This is a genomic window from Verrucomicrobiales bacterium, from assembly GCA_016793885.1.
GTDB lineage: Bacteria > Verrucomicrobiota > Verrucomicrobiia > Limisphaerales > UBA11320 > UBA11320.
This window is the reverse complement of the sequence record JAEUHE010000153.1, coordinates 1-23,976: the sequence shown is the minus strand read 5'-3', so window position 1 is coordinate 23,976 and position 23,976 is coordinate 1. Positions and strand designations below refer to the sequence as shown.

The following is a 23,976-nucleotide window of genomic DNA, read 5'->3' as shown; positions in this document are numbered from 1 at the left end:
GGTTAACGCCACCGTAGATTAGGACAATCCCAAGAGTGAAACCGCATGTTTGATCATTGCACCATTACCGAGTTGCAATACAGTGACAGCATGAACGGCAGCTGGGACATCTTTCCACCGGCAATTCGTCTGGGTTTATCGGCAGTGCGCCGGATGGCACCGGCCGTCCTCGCTTCAGCCATGCTCCTGGACTCCACTGTCCGAACCAGTGGTGAGACGTTGCCCAGTGCCCTTTCGAAGACCACCCCCCAATCTCTCGCCGATTTGCGAGCGATCGAAGATCACATCAAGGCGCTGCTCCCCAAAGTAACACCGGCAGTCGTGGCAATTCAGATCGGTGACACGGTGGGAAGCGGGGTGATCGTCAGTCCTGACGGTCTTGTCCTCAGCGCTGCCCATGTCGGCGATCGCCCGGGGCGGGAGGTCCGTTTCATCTTTGCCAATGGGAAAAAAGCCAGAGGCAAGACCCTTGGCACGGACCACGAACTCGATGCCGGGATGATGCGGATTACCGACGCGGGACCCTGGCCGCACCTAGAACCAGCCCCCGCCCTGGAAGCCAAACCGGGCGACTGGGCTTTGACCCTCGGACACCCCGGCGGCTGGGATCCGGATCGCTCACTTGTGGTAAGGCTTGGCCGGGTCATTCGGAGCAATGCCCGAACGCTCCAAAGCGATTGCACCATCACCGCCGGAGACTCCGGCGGTCCCCTGCTCGACATGAAGGGCCGCGTCATGGGAATCCATACCTACGTCCGCAATTCGACCGCCGAGAACTACCACGTTCCCATTGCCGCCTTCCGCGAGGACTGGGAACGTCTGCTCAAGGGAGAGTCGTGGGGAAGTGAGGACTCGGCTCCCCGGCCCTGGCTCGGAACTCGGGGAGTGGACGCGAACCCGGGCTGCCGCATTGAGGTGGTTGATGAGCGTGGACCAGCCTTTAAGGCGGGTCTGCAGGTCGGCGACGTCGTTCTGAGCATCAACGAATCCGAGGTCGAAGGAGCGGAGGGTTACCGCCGGCTCGTGCGCGACTCCAAAATAGGATCGGAGCTCCGTCTTAAAGTCAAAAGGGACGCCGTCGACAAGATCATCACTGTTCAAGTAGCCGATAGGAACCAACGATGATGACGCTTCTCTTCTCTCCCCGTCCCTCGACCTCCCGACTCGACCACTCGCGGTTCACCGTGGAGTGCCTTCGTCTGGTCGTCCTGTTCGCCGCATGCCTGTTCACCTCCGGGGTATCGGCTCAGGAGTCACGGCGTTCGGATCCAGACCGCTTGCCGAGAGCACAATACAAGAGTGGAGAGGAAACCTTGAACGCGCTCGCCGATCTTTCACAAGCCCGTCGGAATTCGGTCGTGAAGCTAGAGATCGACGGCAAAACCGTTGCGCTGGGCGCGGTGGTCGACGCCAGTGGTTTGGTGCTGACCAAGGCCAGCGAGCTTCATCCCGGAAAACTGACGGCTTGGCTGTCGAACGGCAAGGAGGTCGCGGCGGAGATCCTTGGCTCGGAGGTCGAGAACGACGTAGCGCTGGTCAAAGTGGATGCTCGCCATCTCAAGCCGGTGGAATGGGCATCTGGACGCGTGGCCGTCGGACAATGGGTTGTCACTCCGGGCACCGCAGAGACGCCCCAAGCGATCGGCATTGTCAGCGTGGCGCCTCGTCGCATCCGCCATGCGCGCGCGCTCATAGGAATCCATCTGGCCCGCAACGGTGCCTCGACCAAAATCGATTCGGTGATGGAAGGCCTCGGAGCCCAGCAAGCGGGGCTTAAACCAGGCGACCAGATCCTGGCGGTCAATCAGATCCCGGTTAACGAAGGCCCCGAACTCGTGCGGAGGCTGCGCGAGTTTCGTGAGGGTCAGAAGGTCGATTTGAAGGTCCAGCGCGACAATCAGGAGTTTGAAACCACGGTCTCGCTCATGCGGGCCAAGGGCGATGAGGATGACTCCACCGATCGCATTGACCGCATGGGCGGCGCCCCAAGCGATCGGTCGCAAGGATTCGAGTTAGCTATTCAACATGACACCGTTCTGAAACCCTGGATGTGTGGCGGACCGTTGCTCGATCTGGAAGGCAAGGCGGTAGGATTGAATATCGCTCGTGCGGGACGGGTTGCGACCTATGCCCTGACCAGCGATGTGGCGCGGCGAATTTCCGACCAACTTAAGGCGAAGCACACAGGGCAGCGGCGAAAGAAGAAGCCCTAGGGAGCGGGCCACCGAGCTGCAGCCGCCAGCCGAAAAAAGCTTATTCCCACACCCCCAGTCGAGCCGCCTAACCACTCATAAGACCTTGCTGCGGCTGCGCTGGCGGCGACAGTTTCCCAGCCGGTCTCGGAAAGCCTGGGATTGATCTGCAGTCGCACGCCATCCCAACTCGTCGACCATTCCACCTTCGGCACGCCATTCTCCAGGCGTAGTTTGAGCGAGCCTCCCCCAAAAGGGCAGAGGTTTTCCACAATGCGGACCGTGCTCTCATCGCTCTGGGTGATGATCAGATCGCCCGCGGGAGTGACATTGATAGCACGCACTTCGGAAAGCTTTACCCCCGATGCGCTGGCGACTGTGCCTTCTCCCGCTAAAGGATCAGAGTTGCGCACTCCGTTGATGAAGAGGTGAACGATCCCCTGGGAATCAACGAACCACACATCGCTTCCGCGGTGAGTGCAGACAAAGAAGCCCCCCGAGGGAACAAACGCCACACCACGGACCTCCTCTAAACCAGTCTCCACAGCCAACTCTCCGTCTCCGCCGCCAGTTGAGGTACCGTTCCCCGCGAGTCGCACTTTCGATCCATCGCTTTCGATCCGAAACACCGTGTGCGCGCTACGGTCGGCAACGACCGGTCGTCCAGACGGATCAACCGTCAGATTTGCCAGCCCTCCACTGAATCCGTCCGCCAGCACGCGGCTTCCCGCTTCGGGAGTCCACACTCGCACCTCAGAACCGCTGGCATAGTAGACCAGAGTGCCCTCGGCATCGGCCCACAGACCACGACCGACGAGCGAGGCTCCAGGGTCCCGGAAGAGGGTCTCGATCTGCCCAGTCGGCATTAATCGACGGATCTTACGATTGTTCGTGTCGAAAATGAAGCAGGTCCCATCCGGCAACACATGAAGCCCGTTCGGAGAACTCAACGCACAGTCGGTTCCAGGTTGGGGTTCGTCGCCTCCATCGCCAGCGGTGTTGGTGCCAGCCACGCGATGAATAGTACCATCGGGAAGAACACAACGAACTGCATGGGAATCCTTGTCCACGATATAGATTCGCCCAAACACATCCGCCTGTGCGTTGTGCGCTTCAGAGAGCTCGGCCTCGCGAGCGGGTCCTCCTTCGAAACTTTCCTGCCAGTCGTTTCCCCCGTTGCTGTCCACCTGCCCGCGACCGGCGATCGTATGGATCTTCCCATACCGCAAAAGTATCTGAGAGTATTCGTCGCCCTCAGAAGAGCCAGAACCGCCAAAGGCAAGACCTGTGGTGAAAATCGCTGACACTCCAAGAAGGTACACAAGTGCTTTCATAGGAACTGACGAATACTAGCAGGCCGCTGGGATGGAGCAAGCGTTAGACCCCAGGAAATCACAATTCAGGCTGTCACCCTGCCTGGTTCGGAAGTAGGGTCAGGCCATGAAAACGGTAGCTGTGATCGGCGCTTCGAACGAACGACAAAAATTTGGCAACAAGGCCGTGAGAGCGTATCAGAAGCGGGGCTACCAGGTCTTTCCAATCAACCCCAAGGAAGGAGCCATCGAAGGCTTGCCCGCCTTCCGATCCATTCTCGATATTCCCGTCCGGCCTGATCTGGTCAGCGTCTATGTCGCTCCTCCCATCCTCCTCAAGCTTCTTGCCGACATTGCAGCGAAGGGCTGCAACGAGTTGTGGCTGAATCCGGGAACCGAGTCCCAGGAAGTGCTCGATCGCGCGGAGCAACTGGGACTGAACGTGGTTCAAGCGTGCAGCCTCATCGCCAACCAATGGGCGGAGGACTGAGCCCGGCTTTCAGGGGGACGCAGCGGGATGGGGATTTGGCTGCGGCATTTGCGCCTTCATCTGCTTCCGCCAGTCCGACAATCGAAGCCGAAGCTCATCGGCCTTCTCCGGCAACACGTCCGCCATGTTCCGGCTCTCACCTGGATCTCGAGCGAGGTGGTAAAGTTCGATACGACCCTCCTCAAAGTATTCTAACAACTTCCAATCACGATCCATCACCGCCCCCACGGGAGTCGTGGTGTTGTAGTAGTGAGGATAATGCCAGAACAGCGCCCCACGCGCAAAGGTGGCAGCGGGGTCTTTTAAGAGAGGGATCAGGCTGGTTCCGTCGGCAACCTGGCCTTGGGTTCGTTCGACGGGTACCTGCCCCGCTTCCAAGAGGGTCGCAAACAAGTCCATCGAAATCACAGGCGCTTCACACTCGGTTCCGGGGGGAGTCACCCCGGGCCAACGGCAGATGAGCGGCACGCTGACGCCTCCCTCATAGAGCGAACCCTTTCCGGAACGAAGCGGCGAGTTCGTGGTCACGGTCAACCCGGGGCGCCCCAGGTATCCTCCATTGTCCGACGTAAAGATCACGAGAGTGTCTCTTCCATGCCCCAAGGTGTCCAAGCGATGGAGTAGTCGGCCGATGTTTTCATCCAGATTCTTCACCATCGCCGCGTATGCCGGACTTTGATGCGCGTGATCCGGGGGAAGTTTCTTCTGAAAATGAGCGAGGTCGGCGGCTTTCGCTTGCAAAGGGGTGTGGGGAGCATAGTGCCAGAGATTCAGAAAGAAGGGACGACCCTTGGCGCTCTCGATGACGCGAATCGCCTCATCCGTCAATCGATCAGTCAGATACTCACCTTCCTTGCCGAGATCCAGATGAGGTATGTAGCGCATTTCTTGATCGAAAGCACCGCGATAAGGGAAAAAGTAGGAAGCGGGGGCTCCCCAATGGTTGCCGCCGCGGTGAACATCGAAGCCCTGCGCCTCCGGAAAGTGACTGGCATCTCCCAAGTGCCACTTCCCGATGTGGGCGGTGAGGTAGCCAGAGGAACCAAGCAGTTCGGCCAAGGTAAGCAGATTCAAAGGAAGGTCGGAGCGGCAGGAAGGCGGAATCAGTTTTCGGTCGCGCGGCGGGTTCTGCGAGGATTCACGCCAGGTGGTCATCTGAAGCCGGGCGGGATACTGGCCCGTGAGCAGCGCCGCACGGGTGGGCGAACAGACCGGGGCCGCCGCATAAGCGCGCGTGAAGCGGAGGCCCTGCGACGCGAGTCGATCGAGGTGAGGAGTCTCGAGGAAACGACTCCCATAGCAACCCAAGTCCCGGCCACCGAGGTCGTCCGCCAAAATAAAAACAATATTGGGCAGCCGAACCTTCGGAACAGCGCCAGAGGCTGGGATCGGAAAACGAAGGCCGATGGCCAAGCCCACGAGCAGCACAAGCCAAGGACTAGCAGGAGATGACCTCCTCGGGATTGGGTAGCGCATGAGCCCAGCATCTAGGGTGAACCGCCGGGAATCAATTCCGTTTCGCGCCGCATGTCGTGACCTCCTCACAGTTTGGCAAGAGGCCTTAGATTCCTCCTCCCAAGGCGGGCACCGCCGGCTTTTCTCACTTTGGCGGCAGGTCCAGAACCCGCAGGGTTCGAAGAGATCTAGCCGGGGGTGCTCGCACCCCCGGAACAGTTAAAAATACGCAGCATCGCGCAGCGATGCCACCGGCTTCTGAGCAGGACACCAAAGCCAAAAGCCTCCTCGGACCGTTTCACGGTCATCGACGAGGGGTGGCATCTTCATGGTGGACGCACTGAAGTCGATCCGGCAGCTTTTCCCACGCATGATTCCACTACATTGGCCGTATCGGCAAATCCTTGTCTTGTGCCTGCTCCTCGCTCAAACCCTCTTCGTTTTGGCTAATCCCAGGAACGGAACCGGTCCATGGGATCTGCGCAGCCTTCGTCAAACACCCACGAGCACGCTAGGGACGAAAACCGAGTGGGTGCAGGAGGTCTATTACACCGGCGAGCCTTTTCAGGGAAAGCCAACCCGGGTTTTCGCCTACCTAGGTCGCCCCACCTCCGGCAAGGGCCCTCTCCCCGCCATGCTCCTGGTTCATGGGGGAGGCGGCAAGGCGTTCAAGGAGTGGGCCGAGTATTGGGCGAAGCGTGGCTATGTGGCCCTGGCGATGGATACGTCCGGCAACGGTCCGAACGGGAGGCTCGCCGACGGCGGCCCCGATCAAAATGATGATGTAAAGTTCCGCGAGTTCGAGGAGAACGAAGCTCGAGAAATGTGGACGTATCACGCCGTGGCGGCGGTCATCCGAGGCCATTCACTGCTCGCCTCGCTGCCCGAGGTCGACCCGCGTCGCATCGGAATCACCGGGATCAGCTGGGGCGGCTATCTGACCTGCCTGGTGGCCGGGCTGGATGATCGACTCAAAGTCGCGGTACCTGTCTATGGCTGCGGATTCCTGGGTGACAACAGCGTCTGGAAACGAAACCGACTCGATAGCAAGTCCGCAGCGTCCCGCGACCGGTGGCTGCGTCTGTTCGACCCTGGTCAATATCTCGATGGCACCGAGTGTCCGATTCTGTTCCTCAACGGTTCTAATGACTTTGCGTACCCCCTGGACAGTTACCAGAAGTCCTACCAGAAGGTTCGACGCTCGCTGCGCACCGTGAGTGTCGTGATCAAGTTGCCTCATGGTCACATCTGGACGTTTCCAGAAGTGGACCAGTTTGTGGATAACATCCTTCGCCGAAACGCCGCCCCCCTGCCCCAGGTAGGTCCGGTCCGAGAAACCCGCGATTCTCTCAGCGTGCGGGTCAGGTCCACGCTCCCACTGACCGGAGCAGCACTCCACTACGCCGTCGATTCCGGGGCTTGGCAGGGTCGGGAGTGGAAGACCCTCCCCGCAACCATTGGCAAGGGAGTCGTTTCCGCAGCAATCCCCGCCGAGCGTCCAATCGCCTGCTATCTCTCCCTCACCAATCAGCTTAAACTTCGAGTCAGCAGCGAGCATGTCATTCTCCCTTGAAGTTCTGGGTGAGGCTTGAGCTGTTGTATGAAGTTCCGCCTTTAGCCCAATCCATACAAGAGAGCGAGTGTGATTAAATAATCACCCCCCCAGTCGCAGGTTCAACCGGTTGAATCTTGCTTTCTGCTCTGTAAAACCTACCTTTGTGCTATGGCGAAATCGCCTGAAAAAAAGAAAACGAAGAAAAGTCTCCTGCTCGGCATGGGGCTCGACTCGGATGGTCACAAGCGCGTAACCACCGGGAAGAACTTCGCCATGGTGGGCGGCACCAAGGACACTCACGACGAGATGGTGGAAAAAGCCATCAAGATCAACGAGAAGCTTCGCGCACGCGGCAAGGAACTCGAGGAAGTCAGCCATGCTGAATTTACCGACATCGCCCACGAGGTAGGCCTTCGCCCGGTTCCCCCTCCGAGCAACAACTAGCGATGTTCCCCGGCCAGTTGATCTCGTTCCGCCAATTGCAGCGGAAAGGGATCCAAGGGCATGCGATCTTCGTGATCGAGAAAACGGTGGAGCACCTCGAAAAACTGAACTTCCCCGGAGACTCGCCGGATCTGATGGAGAAACTGTCCCGTCGGCTCCACCCCGACACCCAGAAAGTTGGTGTATTTTTTCATCTTCTCCACGTGGATCTCGGGACTCATCCCTGCCGGTCGGGTAGCCTCGAAGAGCTCCCGCACGTAACCTAGCACCTGGCGGCCCGTGGGCAGAACCGGGACTTCCCCCTGTTGGTGACGACGAATCTGCTCAAACAGCCAAGGGTTTCGTATGGCAGCGCGGCCGATCATTAATCCTCGCGCCCCCGTGCTCAGCAACACCTGCGCAGCCTTGTCTGCGGAGTAAATATTTCCGTTAGCAAGCACCGGACAGCGCAGACGAGTCACCGCCTTTGTTATGAACTCGTAATGCACCTCGCTCCGATAACCTTCATAAACCGTCCGCCCATGAACCGTCAGCAGATCGATCTGATGTTTGGCAAAGAGACTCAGCAAGTCATCGAACCCGGCGGGGGAGTCAAACCCGATGCGAGTCTTGACCGTAAAGCGAGTGGTGACCGCTTGGCGCAACGCCTCCAGGATGGCATCGACCCGCTTCAGCTCCCGCAGCAACCCGCCCCCGGCGCATTTCCGGTACACGACGGGGGCAGGACACCCCAGATTCAGGTCGATACCGGCGACCGGATGCGTCATGAGCTGCTTGGCGTTTCGAACCAAGGAGGGCACATCGTTGCCGATCATTTGCGCGATAGCGGGGCGTCCCGTCGGGTTCTGAGTGATGGACTCGAGAATCCAGGGCTCTAGATTCGATGTGGGATGAACTCGGAAGTACTCGGTGTAGTAGAGGTCAGGTCCCCCATAGCGGGCCATCAATCTCCAAAAAGGGAGATCGGTGACATCCTGCATCGGGGCCAGGGCCAACAAGGGTGCGGGACTGGCCAGCAGCGGGTCGAGTGATGTTTGAAAAGTCATGAATGAACCCAGCCTGCCTGAGGAGACGACTCACCAGGGTCACTGAGGAAATGAGCTTCAACGTTACCCTCCGGCGAATACCGGTCGAAAGCCCGCATCAGTAAGAATCTTCGCCACCTCCGGGCGCTTATCTCCCTGAATCTCAATGGTGCCGTCCTTGACGGTGCCGCCCGTGCCACAAGCCCGCTGCATCTCCTTGGCCAATTGCTCCTTTTCCGCCAAGCCTATGCCCACGAAACCGCGCACCACCGTCACCGTCTTGCCTCCGCGACCCGCCTTCTCGCGCACAATATCGACCCGGCCGCGGTTGGTGTTCTTGATCCCCCGCTTGCTGACGACACCCGGCGGCACGGTGGCAGGTTCTGGGGAAGTCTCGGGGGCGGGCGGCAAGCCCGCGCTGGTCAACGCGGCGAAAGGATTGTGGCTCAGGGCGTCGCCGCCATCGGTCCGGATGCGTTTATTGTCGGCCATGGTCTAGTGATTAAAGACAAACTCCGCCGAATTGAGAAGCGCCCAAAAAATGTCTTCGGTGGCAGTTTGGCGCGACGCCCCGGGAGCGGCGAACACCCCCAAGGCAATCTGACGTTCCCGGGCATTGGGAGGCCGGTTCAGCGTGAGCAGATAAAGTTCCGTCACAATGTCCGCCGGGGAGCGAGCGCTCTCGGCCAGTTGACGCGCCCGACCCTCAGGATGACTAAGCTTCGATTGAAGGCCTTTGGCGTTCATGAGATGCAGCGACTGCACCACGCTGAGTTGCAAATCACGCTCGCAGGGGCAATCACTGCTGGCGTTGGGACGGCCGAACGCGTCCAGAAAGTGGGAATCAATCTTGTAGCTCCAGGCCTGCATGGCGCGAGTGCCAGGCGGCATCGCGGCAAAGGTGTCCGGAATTCCCGTGGCATCATTCACCGCGTCCAAAAGAACTTCAGCGGGCAGGCGGCGACGGTAGGAGCGCGAGAAGTTCCGCGTATCAGCAAGATTCCGTTCATGTGGAACCGAGCTGAGCTGGTAGAGCCGGGAGTTCATCAGCGTTCGCATGAGATGCTTCAGATCATAGCCGTGTTTGACAAAGTCATCAGCCAACGCCGAGAGGAGCGCGGGATTAACGCACGGATTGGAGATCCGGAAATCATCGACCGGCTCCACCAAACCCCGCCCAAAGAAAGCAGCCCACACCCGATTGACAGCCGCCCGGGCAAAAAAGGGATTGCCGGGAGCGGTTAGCCAATCAGCCAACGCACGTCGAGGATCCTGGCTCTCGGGCAACTGAAGATCCGGACCCTCTGGAGGACGGGGCGCCATCACCGCGCCCGATACCGGATGCTTCACCGCGCCGCCGGGAGCGAAGTAGAAGGTTTCCGTGCCCGCCGAGATGGGCGGCGAGAGACCGGCACCCTTCTGCTTCAACGGTCCAAAAAACGCAGCGAACTGGTAGAAATCCTCCTGCCCCCACTTCTCGTTGGGGTGATGGTGACAGCGAGCGCATTCCAAACGCGTTCCCAGGAAGAGCTGGCTGAACATGGTGGTCAGATCGGCGGGTTCGCGTCGGTCCCGATAGACCACGGCCGGGCCATCGCGATGGTTGCTTCCCTCCGCCACCAAAATCTCCCGAACAAACTGATCGTAAGGCTTGTTCTGTCGGAAGCTCTCGCGCAGCCACTGGTCCAAAGTAAAGATGCTCTTCACGCCCACACGATCCGGATTCGGCCGCAGCAAATCAGCCCACTTGTTGGCCCAATAGTCGGCATAGGCGGGATCTGCCAGCACCCGATCGATCAGCCGCGAACGTTTGTCCGGCGACGGATCCTTCGTGAACTGCTGAACCTCCTCCGGCGTCGGCAGCACCCCGATGGCATCCAACTTGGCGCGACGCAGAAATTCCAGGTCCGTACACGGCTCTGAGGGCAGGATTCCCAGCCGCTGAAAGACGGCATAGGCGTGATCGTCGATAAAGTTTTGGCGTGGCAAGGAGGCAAAGACACCGTCCGGGAGGCCATGGTCGGCTGGCACCAAGATCTGGGAATCAGCGACGTAGCCCATGTAACGAGCGACGACCACCCCCTGCCCCGTGAGAGTCCCAATCTCCATGAGACCAGACTCGTTGACCTTCACGATTTCCTTGTCGTTGGGAACAAACGCGGAGAGCCGGGTCACGTCGCGCACCGTCCCATCGCTGTAGCGCGCCTGGACCAAGAGCCGCTGGGACGAGCCCTTGCGATAGCGCTGCTCCCGGGGGAAGACCTGAATACCTGCGAGAGCGGGCTCCTGCTCGGTCTGATAAGTCATTCCGGTGCGGATCCAGCGCACCAAGAGTTCATACGTGGCTGAGTTTGGCTCGAAGCGCACGCCGCCTTCGTGGGGCAAGCCGCCCGCCGGTTTCAGCAGCAATAGGCTTTGCTCCGGGGCAGATGGAAAAATCCGTCGTCCGTGCGCCTCTTTCACAATCTCGTGGTAGTCAGCTTGCGGATCAAAGGAGAATACGGACAAGCGAAACCCGTTTTGCCCCTCCGGCTTCGCATGGCAACCGCCCGCATTGCAACCGGCTCGGCTCAGGGCAGGAAGTACATCACGAACAAAGCTGACCGCTTCCCCGCCGGAGGCTGCGGAGGCTGTCTTCTTGGGCGACTCCACTTCAACTGCAATCTCGGCACGGCGACCGCCGAAGTGGGCGACCAGGGTCCCGCGTCCCGGCCTGACCCCGCGCAACTCGCCATAGACTCCCAGTTCAAAGGGGGCTTGAACGGGCCGAACGAAACGAGCCTGGGTCGTGACGTCTCGCTCGAAGCCATCGGATTCCACCGCCGTGATGAGCACTCCGTGAGGCCATCCCCCGGGTGTGAGTCGGACTTCCGGTGGCGCAGCTTTCAAACTCACCACCGGCAGTTGGCCTTCACCCGAGCCGGTCGCGCGATGGATGTCAGGTGAGCTGGCCTTCCGAGCGGTTTTGGAAGGAGCGGACGCGACGTAGGGTTGTCCCCCAGCCGAATGCCCCAGAAACGCGGGTTTCGCCGAGGGGGGCTCAAGCACGCCCAGAGCCTTGCCTTCCCCATCCCAGATGTGAACCTTTCCCGCCTGACTACCAACGAAGACCCGCTGCTGATCCGCTGAGACAGCCAGGCAGACCGCGGCATCCGGCAGATCACCGAGCTTGCGCTCCTGACCAGTAGCGGAGCTTTGCTCACCATTGTGAGCTTTCAGGTCAGTGTATCGAAAAACCGCGCCGTCCTCTCGGATCGAAAACAACCTCTGGGATTCTCCCGTCCAGGCTAACGCGGAGAGAGGCGAGGTATGCTGGCCCAAGTTCACCAACTTCTCGCGGGTCGCGACATCCCACACCTTCAACTCCTTGTCCGCCCCACCGCTGGCCACCTGAGTGGCGTTGGTGTTGAAGGCGACAGCGAGCACCTGAGCCACATGACCTTCCAGGGTGGCAACCTCTCGCCGCGACGCCACCTCCCAGACCCGGATGAGCCGGTCCCCGGACGCGGTCACCAGACGCTGGCCGTCCCGACTGTACTCCAGATCGTAAATCGTATCCGAGTGAGCTTTCCACGACACCGTAGGACCATCCCCCACCCAGGAGATCAACTTCAGCAGACCGTTACCGCCCTGAATACCGTGAGCGATGCACAACCGGGGGTCGACAGGCGCGAACTCCATGGCCGTCACGCGTCCAAGAATTCCGTTCGTCCACTCCCGCTCGCGCTTCAGGGTTGCCGGATTCCATAGAATCACCCGACCAAACCCTCCGGAGGCGAGGCGGCTGCCGTCGCGACTCCAGGCCAGGGATTGAATCACATCCTGGTGGGCCTCGACCGACGCCGTCAGCGGGAAGTTTGTCTGTCCCACTTCAAAGAGGGAAAGCCAGCCACCGTGCCCCACCGCCAAACGTTTTCCATCTGGGGACAGTGCGATCGCGCCCACCGGATGGTAGGAGGACGGCAAGGCGTCCAAGCGTACGACCGGTGCAGAGTCCTCCTGGTTCCAGGCCGCCGCATCCCAAGTCAGGCCTTCCCGCACCCATTGGCTGAGCGTGGCGATCTGAGCGTTGTCCAACTGCTTCTTGGGAGGCATGTGCGGATCCGCATCGCTTTGCAGAACGGTCAGTAGTCGACTCTTCTCAGCGTCGGACGGGTTCACCACTACTCCCTCCTCCCCTCCTTTCAGCAAAGCCTCCCGACTGGACAGATCCAAACCACCCTTGTGCTTTTCCGCGTTGTGGCAGCCCGAACAATCGTTCTTGAGAATCAGCAGGGCGTCGCGGGTGAGTTCGGAGGAGGCGGAGGCCGCCTGCACCGGGACGCGAATGAGGCCCAGCCCCAGCACCCCAAGGAGCACAACCAGACACCTGGCCGCCCGGACAGCCGAACTCTCGCGACAATGCCCGCGAGCAGGATCGAGATTCAGTTCGGAACGGCGTTGGCTCACGGGACGAAGAATAGCGTCCGGACGGACGTTTGTAAGCAGAAAAGAGTGTCCGTCCCCAGCTGCCAATCACCACTGCCGCCAGTGGGCATGTGGAAACTACCCGCCCCCCGAGGGGGGCACAGAGATTAGCCGGGCGATCGAAGATCCCCGGAATGGATCCGCACAAACCAAGAGCATCGCGCAGCGATGCCACCTGTGTCGCCCCACAAAATCCTTGGTGGTCGTTCACCCCCTCGTTAATCTGCGCTTCAAAGGCATGAGCAACAACACATCATTCTCATTGGCAGGCAAAGTAGCCCTCGTGACCGGCAGCAGCAAGGGTCTCGGAAAGGCAATGGCGATCGCGCTCGGCAAAGCCGGCGCGAAGGTGGCTCTCAACTATTGCAACAACCAGGCGAAGGCCGATGAAGCTCTGGCCGCACTGAAGGCCGCAGGTTGCGAAGGTGCGCTCTTCCGAGCCGATGTCACTAACGAGGCCGAGGTGAACCGAATGCACGCGGAGATCTCGCGTCAGCTGGGGGCGGTGGATATCCTCGTCGTCAATGCCACCTGCGATCAGCCGCACAAGCCCATCGAGCAATACGATTGGGCCTTCTACCAATCCATGCTGGATTTCTTCATCAAGAGCCCGTTCCTCCTGACCCGCGCCTGCCTGCCTCACATGAAGCAGCAAAAGTGGGGACGGATCATCAATATCGGGTCGGAGGTGGTCGCGCGCGGGGTTCCCAACTTCACCGCCTACGTCGCGGCCAAAGGAGGGCAGAACGGCTTCCACCGCAGTCTGGCCACGGAACTGGCCCCCGCCGGCATCACCGTCAACATGATCGCACCCGGGTGGATCCCGGTGGAACGCCACGAAAATGATCCTCAGTCCGAGAAGGACGGCTATCGCGCCCTTATCCCGGTCGATCGGTGGGGAGTTCCGGAAGATTTGAGCGGCGCCGTGGTCTTTCTCGCGAGTCCATCCTCGTCATTCGTCACCGGGCAGACGCTCCATGTGAACGGCGGCCTGACGGTCTGCTGATCCGCCGCTCCCAGGTGTCTCAGCCACGCCACGAACGCAATTCAACCCGGCCACCAACTCCTGCTTCGGTCAGGAGGCATACCGTATGAAAGTCACCGTTACTTATTATTTAGAGGTCATCTCCTCCTGGTGCTACTGGGCGGAGCCGGCATGGGCGCAGCTTAAGAGCGCTTACCAAAACCAGCCGGTCGAGTTCCAATGGAAACTGGCGCTCATGGAACCTTCGGCTTTCCCCGCATCCAAGGCACAATGCGACTGGTTTTACCAGCGCAGCGGGACGATTGTACGCTCACCGTTCCTGCTGAACTCAGGATGGTTTGAGCCCGATCGACAGGGGTATCCGGTGCCCAACCTGGTTGCCGAGGCGGCTCGCTCCCTGGGAATTGCCGACGATCGAGTGCGACTGGCACTGGCGGAGGCAGCGGTCCGTCAGGGACAAAAAGTCGGCCGTTGGGAAGTGGCGGTGTCCGTCGCCGCCCAGGCCTCGGGCCTGGCCGAGTCCTGCTTGTTGCAGCGAGCCCAAGCCCGTGAGACGGCGGATCGGGTCCAACAATCAACGGCCGAGTTCCACGACTTGAAGGTGAGCCAACGTCCAACCTTCCTCTTGGAGAACAACATCGGAGACCGTGCGGTTTTCTCCGGCCTGGTGAAACTGGCACCCCTGTCGGCCGCCTTGGATGCCCTGCTGCAGGATGCCGCCGCTTACGCCAGCCACGCAGCGCACTTTGGCGCTCCACCATCGGCTTGATCCAGGCCCACTCCCTGCGGCGCGGCCAATCGCGAGTGTCGGAGCGAGGGCCACGGCAGGCTGCTCAGGACAAGATCTCGGTCACGGGATGACCATGAACGTCGGTCAGTCTTCGATTGATGCCGTTGTGGTAGAAGGTCAGCTTTTCGTGGTTGATCCCCAGCAGATGCAGGATGGTCGCGTGAAAGTCATACACCGTAACCGGGTTCTGCTCCACAAAGTAGCCCACCTCATCGGTCCTGCCATATTGGTATCCCGGCTTTACCCCCGCTCCCGCGAAGAAGCAGGTGAACGCGGTTGGATGATGGTCACGTCCCGGAGAATCGATGCCCTGTGTCGCAGGTCCGCGACCAAACTCGGTGGCCCAGACAACGAGCGTATCGTCCAGCATGCCGCGTTGCTTCAGATCCTTGATCAACGCCGCCACCGGCTGATCCATGGTGGCGGCTTGATTGTTGTGGTTCTCCTTCAAATTCTCATGGCCATCCCAGTTGATGCGCGGGCTGCCGAAGGCGCCACCATTAAAGATTTGGACGAACCGCACCCCCCGCTCGAGAAGCCGCCGCGCCATCAGGCAGTTGCGAGAGAACCCGCGGTTCGCCTCCTCCCCAATGCCGTAGAGCCGGCGAATATGCTCAGGCTCGGCATCCAGGTCGGTGGCTTCCGGAATGCTGACCTGCATGCGGGCCGCGAGTTCATAAGCACGCAACCGGGCCGTAAAACTTCCCTCACCACCATGCTCTTCAGCAAATTCCCGGTTCATTGAGGCGAGAAAGTCCATATCCGCCTTGCGTCGCGACGGCGTTATAGCGGAAGGGGTGTGCAGATCGGCGATAGGCTCGGTGGACTGCGTTCGGAAGGGCACTCCCTGGTGGTTCGCCGGCAAGAAGCCCGAGGTCCAATTGATCGAGCCACCGGCAATCAGGCCGCGGGGATCAGGAAGCACGACAAACGTAGGCAAACTCTCATTCTCCGTTCCGAGTGCGTAACTCAGCCAGGCCCCCATGCTCGGGAACCCGTTCATCGTAAAGCCACTGTTCATCTGGAACGTCGCCGGAGTGTGATTGTTGCTCTTGGACACCATCGAGCGGACAAAGCACAGATCGTCGACACAGGACGCCAAATGGGGGAGCAAACTGCTGACCCACGCCCCGCTCTGGCCATGTTGACGAAACTCGTAGGGACTTTGCATGATCTTCCCAGGCTGCCCAAAGAAGCCCAGGTTCTCCCCCTTTCCCTCCAACGTCTTTCCGTGAAGCCGGGCAAGCTCGGGCTTATAATCGAAGGTGTCCAAGTGAGACACCCCCCCACAACAAAAAATCTGAATGACCCGCTTCGCCCGAGGGGGATGATGTGGCAGTCCGGCAGCGCCTCCGACTCCGGAGGTGGCGGTCGCTGCCCGGGCGTGTTCCCGAGTCAGGAGCCACGAAAGCGCAATCGAACTCAGCCCGGCGGTCGAAGATTGAAGGAAATGACGCCGCGAAAGCCCAAACGGAAGGCCCGGTCGATCAAGATAACCATCAGGCGGACGCATTCTTAGAGAAAACCACGCGTAACCAAGATTCTCAAGGTAAATGGGGACCTGACGAGTTTTCGGGCAGCGCCCTTCACGAAGGCTCAAAATCAGCCGATACCTTAGTTGGGAGAGATGACATGACCTGGGGTGGATCCGCGCTTGGAAAGCTGAGTTGGCGCTCGATGCCAGTCAGCCGCAAGGTGTCGCTTTTCCTTCTAGGAGCAGGCGTTACCGTCGCAGTGATGATCAGCCTTGGCTTTTGGTGGGAGGAGCAGCAACGCCTGCAATCCACCCTGTCCGAACGTGTCGAGCGGATCGCCGGAATTCTTCAGGAAGGCGCGCGAAGAGCCGAGAGTGGGCAACAGCTCGCTCCTCTCGTGAATGCCCTGCAGACGCAACCGGATCTTCTCCTCATACGCCTGGTTCAGAAAGTCCCACCGGAGCCGGACCTGGTCATCGAATTTCGCAACCAGCCTACCCACCCTGCCTCCCGAGGCCCTGAACAGGAGTCGGAAAGAGACGCCGCGGATGGCTCCCCGGCCGGCAAACCCGAGGCTCACTGGGTGAAGGATCTTCATGAGTTTCACTACACGGGTCCCGTCAGATTCGGCGTCGACGGCGTGGATGGCCTGCTCCAGTCACACGGGACCCTGCAGGTCCATGTCTCCAGCATGGCTGACGAAGCCGAAGCCCGGGCGATAACCCGGACGGCGTTACTCCGCTTGTGGGCCGGGTTCCTGGTCGCCTGGGTCGTCGCCGTTGCCGGCCTCCAAAGCCTGCTGAAGAAGCCCTTGATTCAGATCGAGAACCAGGTTCAGGAAAGCACTGCGGAAGGCCTGGTGAAGCTCCCGACGGGAGGTGCGGGCGACGAACTGCATCGGATCCAGGCGGCTTTCCGGGAGGTAGCCGAAACGACGAAACACCTCCGCCTTCAGCTCTCCACGAGAGACCAGCAACTCTCCAAGCTGCAAGACCAGGCCAACTGGTTGACCGAGGCCGCTCTTTCCGGCAACCGGATCAAAGTCGAGTTCCTCGCGACCATGAGCCATGAGATCCGCACGCCGCTGAACGGCATCGTCGGCTTCACCTCACTGCTCCTGGAGACAGCACAAAACCGCGAGCAAAAAGAGTTCACATCGATCATCCAAGAGTCCGCGCGCACGCTGCTCAGGCTCATCGACACCCTGCTGGATCTTTCCAAGATCCAAGCCGGCAAGATGAAGCTCGATTCCGCCCCCTACGCGATTGCCGCCTGTGTGAACGACGCGGTCGCCTCGATGACCGGAGCGGCGCGAGAAAAGGGCCTCTCAATCCAGGTGAGGATCGATCCACTGCTTCCCCCGGTGACCGAGGGCGATGTCTACAGGGTTCGTCAAGTGATTCTCAATCTGTTGGGCAACGCGGTTAAATTTACTCAGACTGGCAGCATTCGCATCGAAGCGGAACGTCGTGATTCTGCCGCCGGAGGACGCGACGCGGGTGCCACCGGTCAGCTGTTGATCCGAGTCACGGATACCGGTCAGGGCATCCCGCCCGAAAAGCGCACGACGCTCTTTCGAAAGTTTCAACAGCTTGATGGAGCGATGAGCCGACAACATGGCGGATCGGGCCTGGGCCTCGTGATGAGCAAGAGCTTCGTGGAACTCATGGGGGGAGAGATCGGCATGACCAGCGAGGTCGGGCATGGCTCCACATTCTGGTTCGCTATTCCCCTGAAGGACTGCGGCTTACCGAAGTCCCAGAGAATCTCCACCACTTTCACACCAGCATCAACACCCGCGGCTGAGCCTGAGCCCAGCAAGGATCCTGCGCATTCGGAATCATCCAACCGATCCGGATTGAGGGTGTTGGTAGCGGATGACAACCGGCTGAACCGGCGACTCGCCGAGAAACTGCTGGAGAAGCTTGGCTTCCAGATCGACCACGCTCGCAATGGACGCGAAGCGGTAGAGTGCGTCAAATCCACAGCCTACGATCTGGTGCTCATGGATTGGCAAATGCCCGAGATGGATGGAACGGAAGCCACTCGAGAAATCCGCCGGTGGGAGGAGACGTGCACGCGCGACGAGCCTCGCCCGGCACGAAAAAGACTTCCCATCGTAGCAGTGACCGCCAATGCGATGCCCGGAGACCTGGAAACCTGCCTGTTATCGGGCATGGATGGATATATCGCGAAGCCGCTTCAAGAGGCGGATCTCCGCAAGGCGATCCAGCACCACCTGAGTCCCTGAGCGAGGCCGTAAAAGAACCACCCCGATCGGCTTGCGCCGATCGGGGTGGTTTGGCTTGAGGAGATCTAGATCTCGCGCTTCCGCTTAGAGCTTCCGCAAGCGGAAGAAGCGGACGGAGTCGGTCGCCGCCACAGAGGCGGAGTTAGCACCCGCACCAACAACTGGCTGCCAGTCTGGGTTGTTCACATCCGTCGTGGACTCCAGGACATAACCAACCGCCCAGGTCGGCCAGGACAGCTTGGTAACCCCGCCGGAGCTGCGGACCGTGAGGGCCGGAGACGAAGCGATCGGGATGCCGGCAGCGGAAGGCCCGCCCAAGTTCTGCAACTCGGCCTTGCTCATGGCTCCAGAACGGATCTGGATCGAGTTTACCCACATGGTTCGACGTTCGTCTTCATCACCATCGCCGAAGAGGATAGCGAAGTTGCGAAGAGCGCGGCGAGGAGCGTCCAAGCCTTGGTTGGCCGTCCAGTCATCCTGGAAGATGCCATCCACATACTTGGTCACCACCGGAGGCGTGGCAGCCTCGTTGTAGGCAGCCGCGATGCGGTGCCATTCACCAGCTGTGAAGGCTCCGGTGCCGTTGTAGCCACCGTTGCCTTGGCCGAAGTTACTGCCCTGCCAGAACAAGTCACCGTCGTCGGTGTTGTCCGGAGAATTGATCTGCAGGAGGGAGGCAGCGCCAGGCCCCGAAGCCTCGACGAAGATATCCATGATCAGGGTGTACTGATTGACCAGGGTGCCGCCGCCGTTCGGGGCGATCCCGTGGAACATCTTGTAACCGATCTCCTTCTTGCGATCGCCCGGGACCTTCATGACGTCAGCCGGAACGCCGTCGATGTCGGCAACGGCCAGGTCGGTGGTGGTGCCGAACTCGGTGCCCGCTTTGGTCAGGCCATCAGGCCCGTCCAGGTATTCCAGGGGCTTGCCGATGGTCGCAGCCAGACTCTTGCCATCGAAGTCCCATTGGCCGGTGACGTTGCTCTGGGGGAGCACCAGCGGGATGCCGGCGGCGGAAGGCCCACCAAGCAGTGCCAACTGCGCGTCGCTCAGTTTACCAGGACGGATCTGGATGCTGTTGACATACATCGTGCGACGTTCGTCCTCATCACCATCCCCGAAGAGAATAGCGAGATCGCGGAGAGCGCGACGAGGAGCATCCAGGCCCTGGTTTGCGGTCCAGTCGTCCTGCTTGATGCCGTCGACATACTTGGTGACCACGGGAGGATTGGCTGCTTGGTCGTAGGCAGCAGCGATACGATGCCAGGATCCAGCGGTAAAGGCACCGGTGCCATTGTAGCCGCCGTTGCCCTGGCCGAAGTTGCCGCCCTGCCAGAACAAGTCACCGTCGTCGGTGTTGTCGGGAGAATTGATCTGCAGGAGGGACGCCGCTCCGGGTCCGGAAACGTCAACGTAGATGTCCATGATCAGGGTGAACTGATTGACCAAAGTACCGCCGCCGTTCGGGGCGATCCCGTGGAACATCTTGTAACCGATCTCCTTCTTGCGATCGCCCGGGACCTTCATGACGTTCGCCGGAACCCCATCGATGTCAGAAATCCCGAGATCAGTGGTGGTACCGAATTCCGTGCCCGCCTTGGTCAGACCATCGGCGCCGTCCAAGTACTCCAACGGCTTGCCAACCGTCGCAGCCAGGTTCTTGGCTTCAAAGTCCCATTGACCGGCCACGCTGACGGGATCCAGCTCGCTGGGGATGCCAGCAGCGTCAGGCCCGCCCAGGAGCACCATCTCAGCATCGCTGAGCTTGCCTTCACGGATCTGGATGCTGTTGACGAACATCGTCCGACGCTCGTCCTCATCACCGTCTCCGAAGAGGATTGCGACGTCACGCAGCGCGCGGCGAGGAGCGTCCAAACCTTGGTTCGCCGTCCAGTCATCCTGCTTAATGCCGTCGACATATTTAGTGACGACCGGCGGATTAGCCGCCTCGTCATAGGCCGCGACGATACGATGCCAAGCGCCCGCTGTGAAAGCGCCCGTGCCATTGTAGCCGCCGTTGCCCTGGCCGAAGTTGTTCCCTTGCCAGAACAAATCGCCGTCATCGGTGTTGTTAGGAGAGTTAACCTGCAGGAGCGAGGCAGCGCCGGGTCCGGTCGTATCGACATACACATCCATGATCAGCGTGTACTGGTTGACCAGGGTGCCGCCACCGTTCGGAGCGATGCCGTGGAACATTTTGTAGCCGATCTCCTTTTTGCGATCACCAGGGACCTTCATGACACGGGCAGGAACGCCATTGATGTCAGGAATTCCGAGGTCGGCGGTGGTGCCGAACTCGGTGCCGCTCGCGGTCAGGCCGGAAGGACCATCGAGATACTCGAGGGCAGTGCCAACCGTGGCACCGAGGTTACCTTGATCGAAGTCCCACTGGCCGCGAACCAACGTGCGCGGAGCCCCGCTCAGGTTGATGCTGAATCGCCAGCTGTTGGTCTGGGAAACGCCGCCCGCATCCGCAAACTCGATTCGGATCAAATTGTCAGCCGCGGTTCGGCTGGCATTAGGGGTGTATTTGACCTTGAGCAGCTTGCCATCACGTTGAATGGACTGAGGAGTCACCGCTCCATTGTTCAGATACAGCTTGATGGAGGCGTCATTGACCGCGCTCAAGCCGTCCTGGATGATCGCTTCCACCGGTGCCGTTGGCGGCACTCCAGAGGAGTCGGGGAGCGGAGAGATCTCCACCACGGCCGGCCCGGTCGCGATGGGGGACTCCACGCTGCGATAAGCCAGTCCAGCACCCATGTTCGGATCGTTGATCAGATAGCGGAATTCGGATTCAGTGCCAGCCGCTTCAACGAGATACCACTCCAACTGCGTGGAGCCTTTGGTCTGCCAGTGCACGAGACGAAACGGATAGATGCCTTCAACCGGCACGATCACGTTGAACTCGTTCGTATTTCCAGCGCGGGTCTGGGTGGCGTTCGGGAAGGCTGCGCCAGTGCGCTGGAACTCAGCAATCACCGGACTGAAGAAGCTGCGCGGATTGGGACCGCAGTAGAGTCTCCAGCCGTCGTCGTCAACGTTGTCAGTCCGATCGTAACCGGCAGTCACACCCATCGTGTAGGTCCCAGCCGAAAGCCGGAGGTAAGCCACTGTCTCGGAGGCAAACATCTCGGCGGGAGCGCCCTCGGGCAAGCCCGGAAAAACGATCTCATAGGGAAAATTACCCCACCACTGAATCGAAGGATCCTCGAACAGGCTGGTGCTGAAATCTACAAAATCAACATCGTAGCTCCCATTGGCGTTCGCGCCGGGAACTGCGGTGTTGGCCACGAGATTACCTTCAGCGTCTTGAAGCGTGCCGTTGAGCTGCTGCAAGGCACGCAAGAGGGTATTTTGAAGCACGGTGCCCTCAGGGGCGACCACCAGCCGGGAAGTAAACCCCGGAGCCCCTAGAGTCGTCGACCCCGGAAGAGCTGCCCCAGCGGGCAGAGTGACATCGGCTGCCGAAAGGCTCTGCAGAGCCCCCGACGCACCGAACAGAACCACAGCCGCAGCGACCGGCAACTGGCCAGCGCGCTTGAGCGAACGGAAGTACATATCTATGTTCATAAGGTTGGTTACACACTGATGACTGAGCTGATCATGTCGGCTACACGCCGAGACCTTCACAATTATCCTCTTATTATGCAGTTAAGAATGAATAAGGGCAAGTAGGCTCTTTGGGTGACACACCGTCCCTCACGGTTAACTTACCGACCGAGTGAACGAGTCAGGGGCGCACGGTTGCGGTCCCACGAAAGTAATCCTGATACTTGGGCCAGCTCCAAACGGCGATCTCACGCCCCACTTTGAGCCCCACGTCGTTGTCAACCGGAATATGGTATCCGCCCAAGGCCCGGGAAAGGGCAGCCATATCGGCCGTCGATGAAAAGGTGGGCAGATCGAGCGAAACCATTTCGCCCGCCACCTTCTCCGTCAACTCGCAGTGACGGCGCAGCTCGATGGCTCCCAGGTGGTCGCTGCCCGTGAACAACTCGAGCGCCTTGCTGCAGGCGCCGCTGACGGTCGCGTGACCGCTGGTATAACCCGGGAACGGCGGGGTAATGAAGGAATACGGGGAATAGGGATGCCAGTTCTCCGCCGGCATGTCGGCGACTCCTCCATCCGGCCCCGCCCATCCCTTGAGCGTCTGGCCCTTGAAAAAATGTCGGACTAGCGTCCACGGACGCGACGAATCGTAATACCGCTTGGTCTCCCAGCAGGAGATAAAGGCGTCCATAGCCACGTTGGCGATCACAAAATAGAGCTTCACATCCTGATCCAGCGTGTGACGGTCACGACGGGAGACATCCTGCGCAAACCGCAGCCAATGCCCGCTCTGGCCGGTCGAACGAGGACCATCGCGCATGAACTCCACGATCGCCTTCTGCTGAGGCGTCAACTCGCGATTGTAGTCCACCACCTGTTGGGTCTCCTGCCTCAATCGGGCATTGTCCGTGGTCGTGAGGGGCGGCGGCCCCGGACGAAACTGATCGCTGCTCACCAGTACGAACGGCTTCACCCGATACCAATGAGGCGTCAGAAAGCCAGGGGTGACCTTACTCCCATCCGGCATCGTGAAGGTGATCGGCTGCCATCGGTCGGGATCCAGAATCCGATCCGACGGGTTGACCGGCCGGTAGTAGGTATAGTCTGAATAGGCCACCCCATCACAGCCCGGCTCGTCCCCGTGCTGGTTGGCGCCGTCGGTGCGACGGTAATTCGCCAGGGCTTCGGCCACGCTATACCCAATGCCTTCCGGCGTCTTCAAGTTCGTGGATCGGATCGAGGGATCGTAGCCCATGGAGCGAAGCTGCTGGTCCAAATAGGCTTTATCGGCAGGGTAGACGTAGAGCAAGGCAAAGTACGAGGCGTAGCTGATGGCTTTCGCCTTGTTGGCCAGGGTGCGTTCCCGAGCTGGACGACGCAGGCTCCCACCGAGACGGGAACCGACGGCCACCGCATCGTAGGCTGCCCAAGCGTCATACATAGCCGTAGCCCAAATGGCCAGGGTTCGCGAGACGACCGTGGGACGCGGCGAGCTTCGCTCCACATCGCGCGCGGTAGCCTCCTGCGCGATGTCCAGCCACCGATAAGCAATGCTTTGCTCCGCCCCCGCGGGAGCGACTGCATGACGCAGAGGACCAGGAGCCGCGAGCATCACACCGGGTGAAAACCCACCCGTAACAATGCATCCAGCCGCCCAGATCCCCAACCACCCACTCAATGTCCAATTTCGGCACATATATCCATCCAATCGTCCACCCAACGCAAACGCTGAAATACTTTAATGGGCAGAGCGTTAGGGTGATGATATCAAACCCAATTGGGCCTCCGAGAGCAATCAAAAACGTGCAGTGAGAGTGAGCTGTGCGGCAGCGAAAGTTCTCTGAAAAAGGAACCATCATCCCGGCGGAATTCCGTCCGAATGAGGCCCTCATTCGGACGGCCTGCTGGTGTAGTGTCCTCTAAGTCCGTGGCATACTGCCACGGACGTCGAGGACCCTACACTAGCGCTGCCCCCGAATCGC

General features: G+C 60.1%; 16 protein-coding genes. 8 read left to right on the top strand and 8 right to left on the bottom strand.

What is annotated here, in order from left to right; translation table 11 throughout:
- The first annotated feature begins 45 nt into the window (after positions 1–45).
- Positions 46–1,125: a serine protease gene (locus JNN07_18055; protein ID MBL9169649.1), complete on the top strand. Its 1,080-nt coding sequence runs from the start codon at positions 46–48 to the stop codon at positions 1,123–1,125.
- Positions 1,122–2,213 (top strand): PDZ domain-containing protein, encoded by a 1,092-nt coding sequence (locus tag JNN07_18050; protein ID MBL9169648.1) that lies wholly within the window; start codon positions 1,122–1,124, stop codon positions 2,211–2,213. The genes JNN07_18055 and JNN07_18050 overlap by 4 nt, the downstream gene beginning before the upstream one ends.
- Here the strand turns inward: JNN07_18050 and JNN07_18045 are convergent.
- On the bottom strand, positions 2,210–3,526 hold the full coding sequence (locus JNN07_18045) for a hypothetical protein (protein ID MBL9169647.1): 1,317 nt from the start codon (positions 3,524–3,526) through the stop codon (positions 2,210–2,212). The two genes, JNN07_18050 and JNN07_18045, sit on opposite strands and share 4 nt — an antisense overlap.
- Before the next feature lie 106 nt (positions 3,527–3,632).
- On the opposite strand from JNN07_18045, the gene JNN07_18040 reads away from it, so the two are divergent.
- Positions 3,633–3,995 (top strand): CoA-binding protein, encoded by a 363-nt coding sequence (locus JNN07_18040; GenBank protein MBL9169646.1) that lies wholly within the window; start codon positions 3,633–3,635, stop codon positions 3,993–3,995.
- 9 nt (positions 3,996–4,004) lie between these two features.
- Here JNN07_18040 and JNN07_18035 read toward each other — a convergent pair whose 3' ends face one another.
- Positions 4,005–5,423 (bottom strand): sulfatase, encoded by a 1,419-nt coding sequence (locus JNN07_18035; GenBank protein ID MBL9169645.1) that lies wholly within the window; start codon positions 5,421–5,423, stop codon positions 4,005–4,007.
- Between the two features lie 397 nt (positions 5,424–5,820).
- Here JNN07_18035 and JNN07_18030 point away from each other — a divergent pair, with 397 nt between their 5' ends.
- Positions 5,821–7,023: an alpha/beta fold hydrolase gene (locus JNN07_18030; GenBank protein ID MBL9169644.1), complete on the top strand. Its 1,203-nt coding sequence runs from the start codon at positions 5,821–5,823 to the stop codon at positions 7,021–7,023.
- 150 nt (positions 7,024–7,173) lie between these two features.
- Positions 7,174–7,449, top strand: a complete 276-nt coding sequence (locus tag JNN07_18025; protein ID MBL9169643.1) for a hypothetical protein — start codon at positions 7,174–7,176, stop codon at positions 7,447–7,449.
- Here the strand turns inward: JNN07_18025 and JNN07_18020 are convergent.
- The 3 genes from JNN07_18020 to JNN07_18010 all read right to left on the bottom strand — a co-directional run bounded on the left by JNN07_18020 (position 7,446) and on the right by JNN07_18010 (position 12,923).
- Complete coding sequence (locus tag JNN07_18020) at positions 7,446–8,495, bottom strand: tRNA-dihydrouridine synthase family protein (protein ID MBL9169642.1); 1,050 nt, start codon at positions 8,493–8,495, stop codon at positions 7,446–7,448. The two genes, JNN07_18025 and JNN07_18020, sit on opposite strands and share 4 nt — an antisense overlap.
- A gap of 63 nt (positions 8,496–8,558) precedes the next feature.
- Positions 8,559–8,966 carry a translation initiation factor gene (locus JNN07_18015; protein MBL9169641.1) on the bottom strand — a complete coding sequence of 136 codons (408 nt, stop codon included), beginning with the start codon at positions 8,964–8,966 and terminating at the stop codon, positions 8,559–8,561.
- A gap of 3 nt (positions 8,967–8,969) precedes the next feature.
- Positions 8,970–12,923, bottom strand: coding sequence for a DUF1553 domain-containing protein (locus JNN07_18010; GenBank protein ID MBL9169640.1), 3,954 nt, complete (start codon positions 12,921–12,923; stop codon positions 8,970–8,972).
- 256 nt (positions 12,924–13,179) lie between these two features.
- On the opposite strand from JNN07_18010, the gene JNN07_18005 reads away from it, so the two are divergent.
- On the top strand, positions 13,180–13,947 hold the full coding sequence (locus tag JNN07_18005) for a 3-oxoacyl-ACP reductase FabG (GenBank protein MBL9169639.1): 768 nt from the start codon (positions 13,180–13,182) through the stop codon (positions 13,945–13,947).
- A gap of 85 nt (positions 13,948–14,032) precedes the next feature.
- Positions 14,033–14,695, top strand: a complete 663-nt coding sequence (locus JNN07_18000; protein ID MBL9169638.1) for a disulfide bond formation protein DsbA — start codon at positions 14,033–14,035, stop codon at positions 14,693–14,695.
- Positions 14,696–14,759: 64 nt separating this feature from the next.
- Here JNN07_18000 and JNN07_17995 read toward each other — a convergent pair whose 3' ends face one another.
- Positions 14,760–16,229: a DUF1501 domain-containing protein gene (locus tag JNN07_17995; GenBank protein MBL9169637.1), complete on the bottom strand. Its 1,470-nt coding sequence runs from the start codon at positions 16,227–16,229 to the stop codon at positions 14,760–14,762.
- Between the two features lie 164 nt (positions 16,230–16,393).
- Here JNN07_17995 and JNN07_17990 point away from each other — a divergent pair, with 164 nt between their 5' ends.
- Complete coding sequence (locus JNN07_17990) at positions 16,394–18,442, top strand: response regulator (protein ID MBL9169636.1); 2,049 nt, start codon at positions 16,394–16,396, stop codon at positions 18,440–18,442.
- 84 nt (positions 18,443–18,526) lie between these two features.
- On the opposite strand, the gene JNN07_17985 is transcribed toward JNN07_17990, so the two are convergent.
- On the bottom strand, positions 18,527–22,015 hold the full coding sequence (locus tag JNN07_17985; GenBank protein MBL9169635.1) for a hypothetical protein: 3,489 nt from the start codon (positions 22,013–22,015) through the stop codon (positions 18,527–18,529).
- A gap of 160 nt (positions 22,016–22,175) precedes the next feature.
- Positions 22,176–23,690 carry a vanadium-dependent haloperoxidase gene (locus tag JNN07_17980; protein MBL9169634.1) on the bottom strand — a complete coding sequence of 505 codons (1,515 nt, stop codon included), beginning with the start codon at positions 23,688–23,690 and terminating at the stop codon, positions 22,176–22,178.
- Between the last annotated feature and the right edge of the window lie 286 nt (positions 23,691–23,976).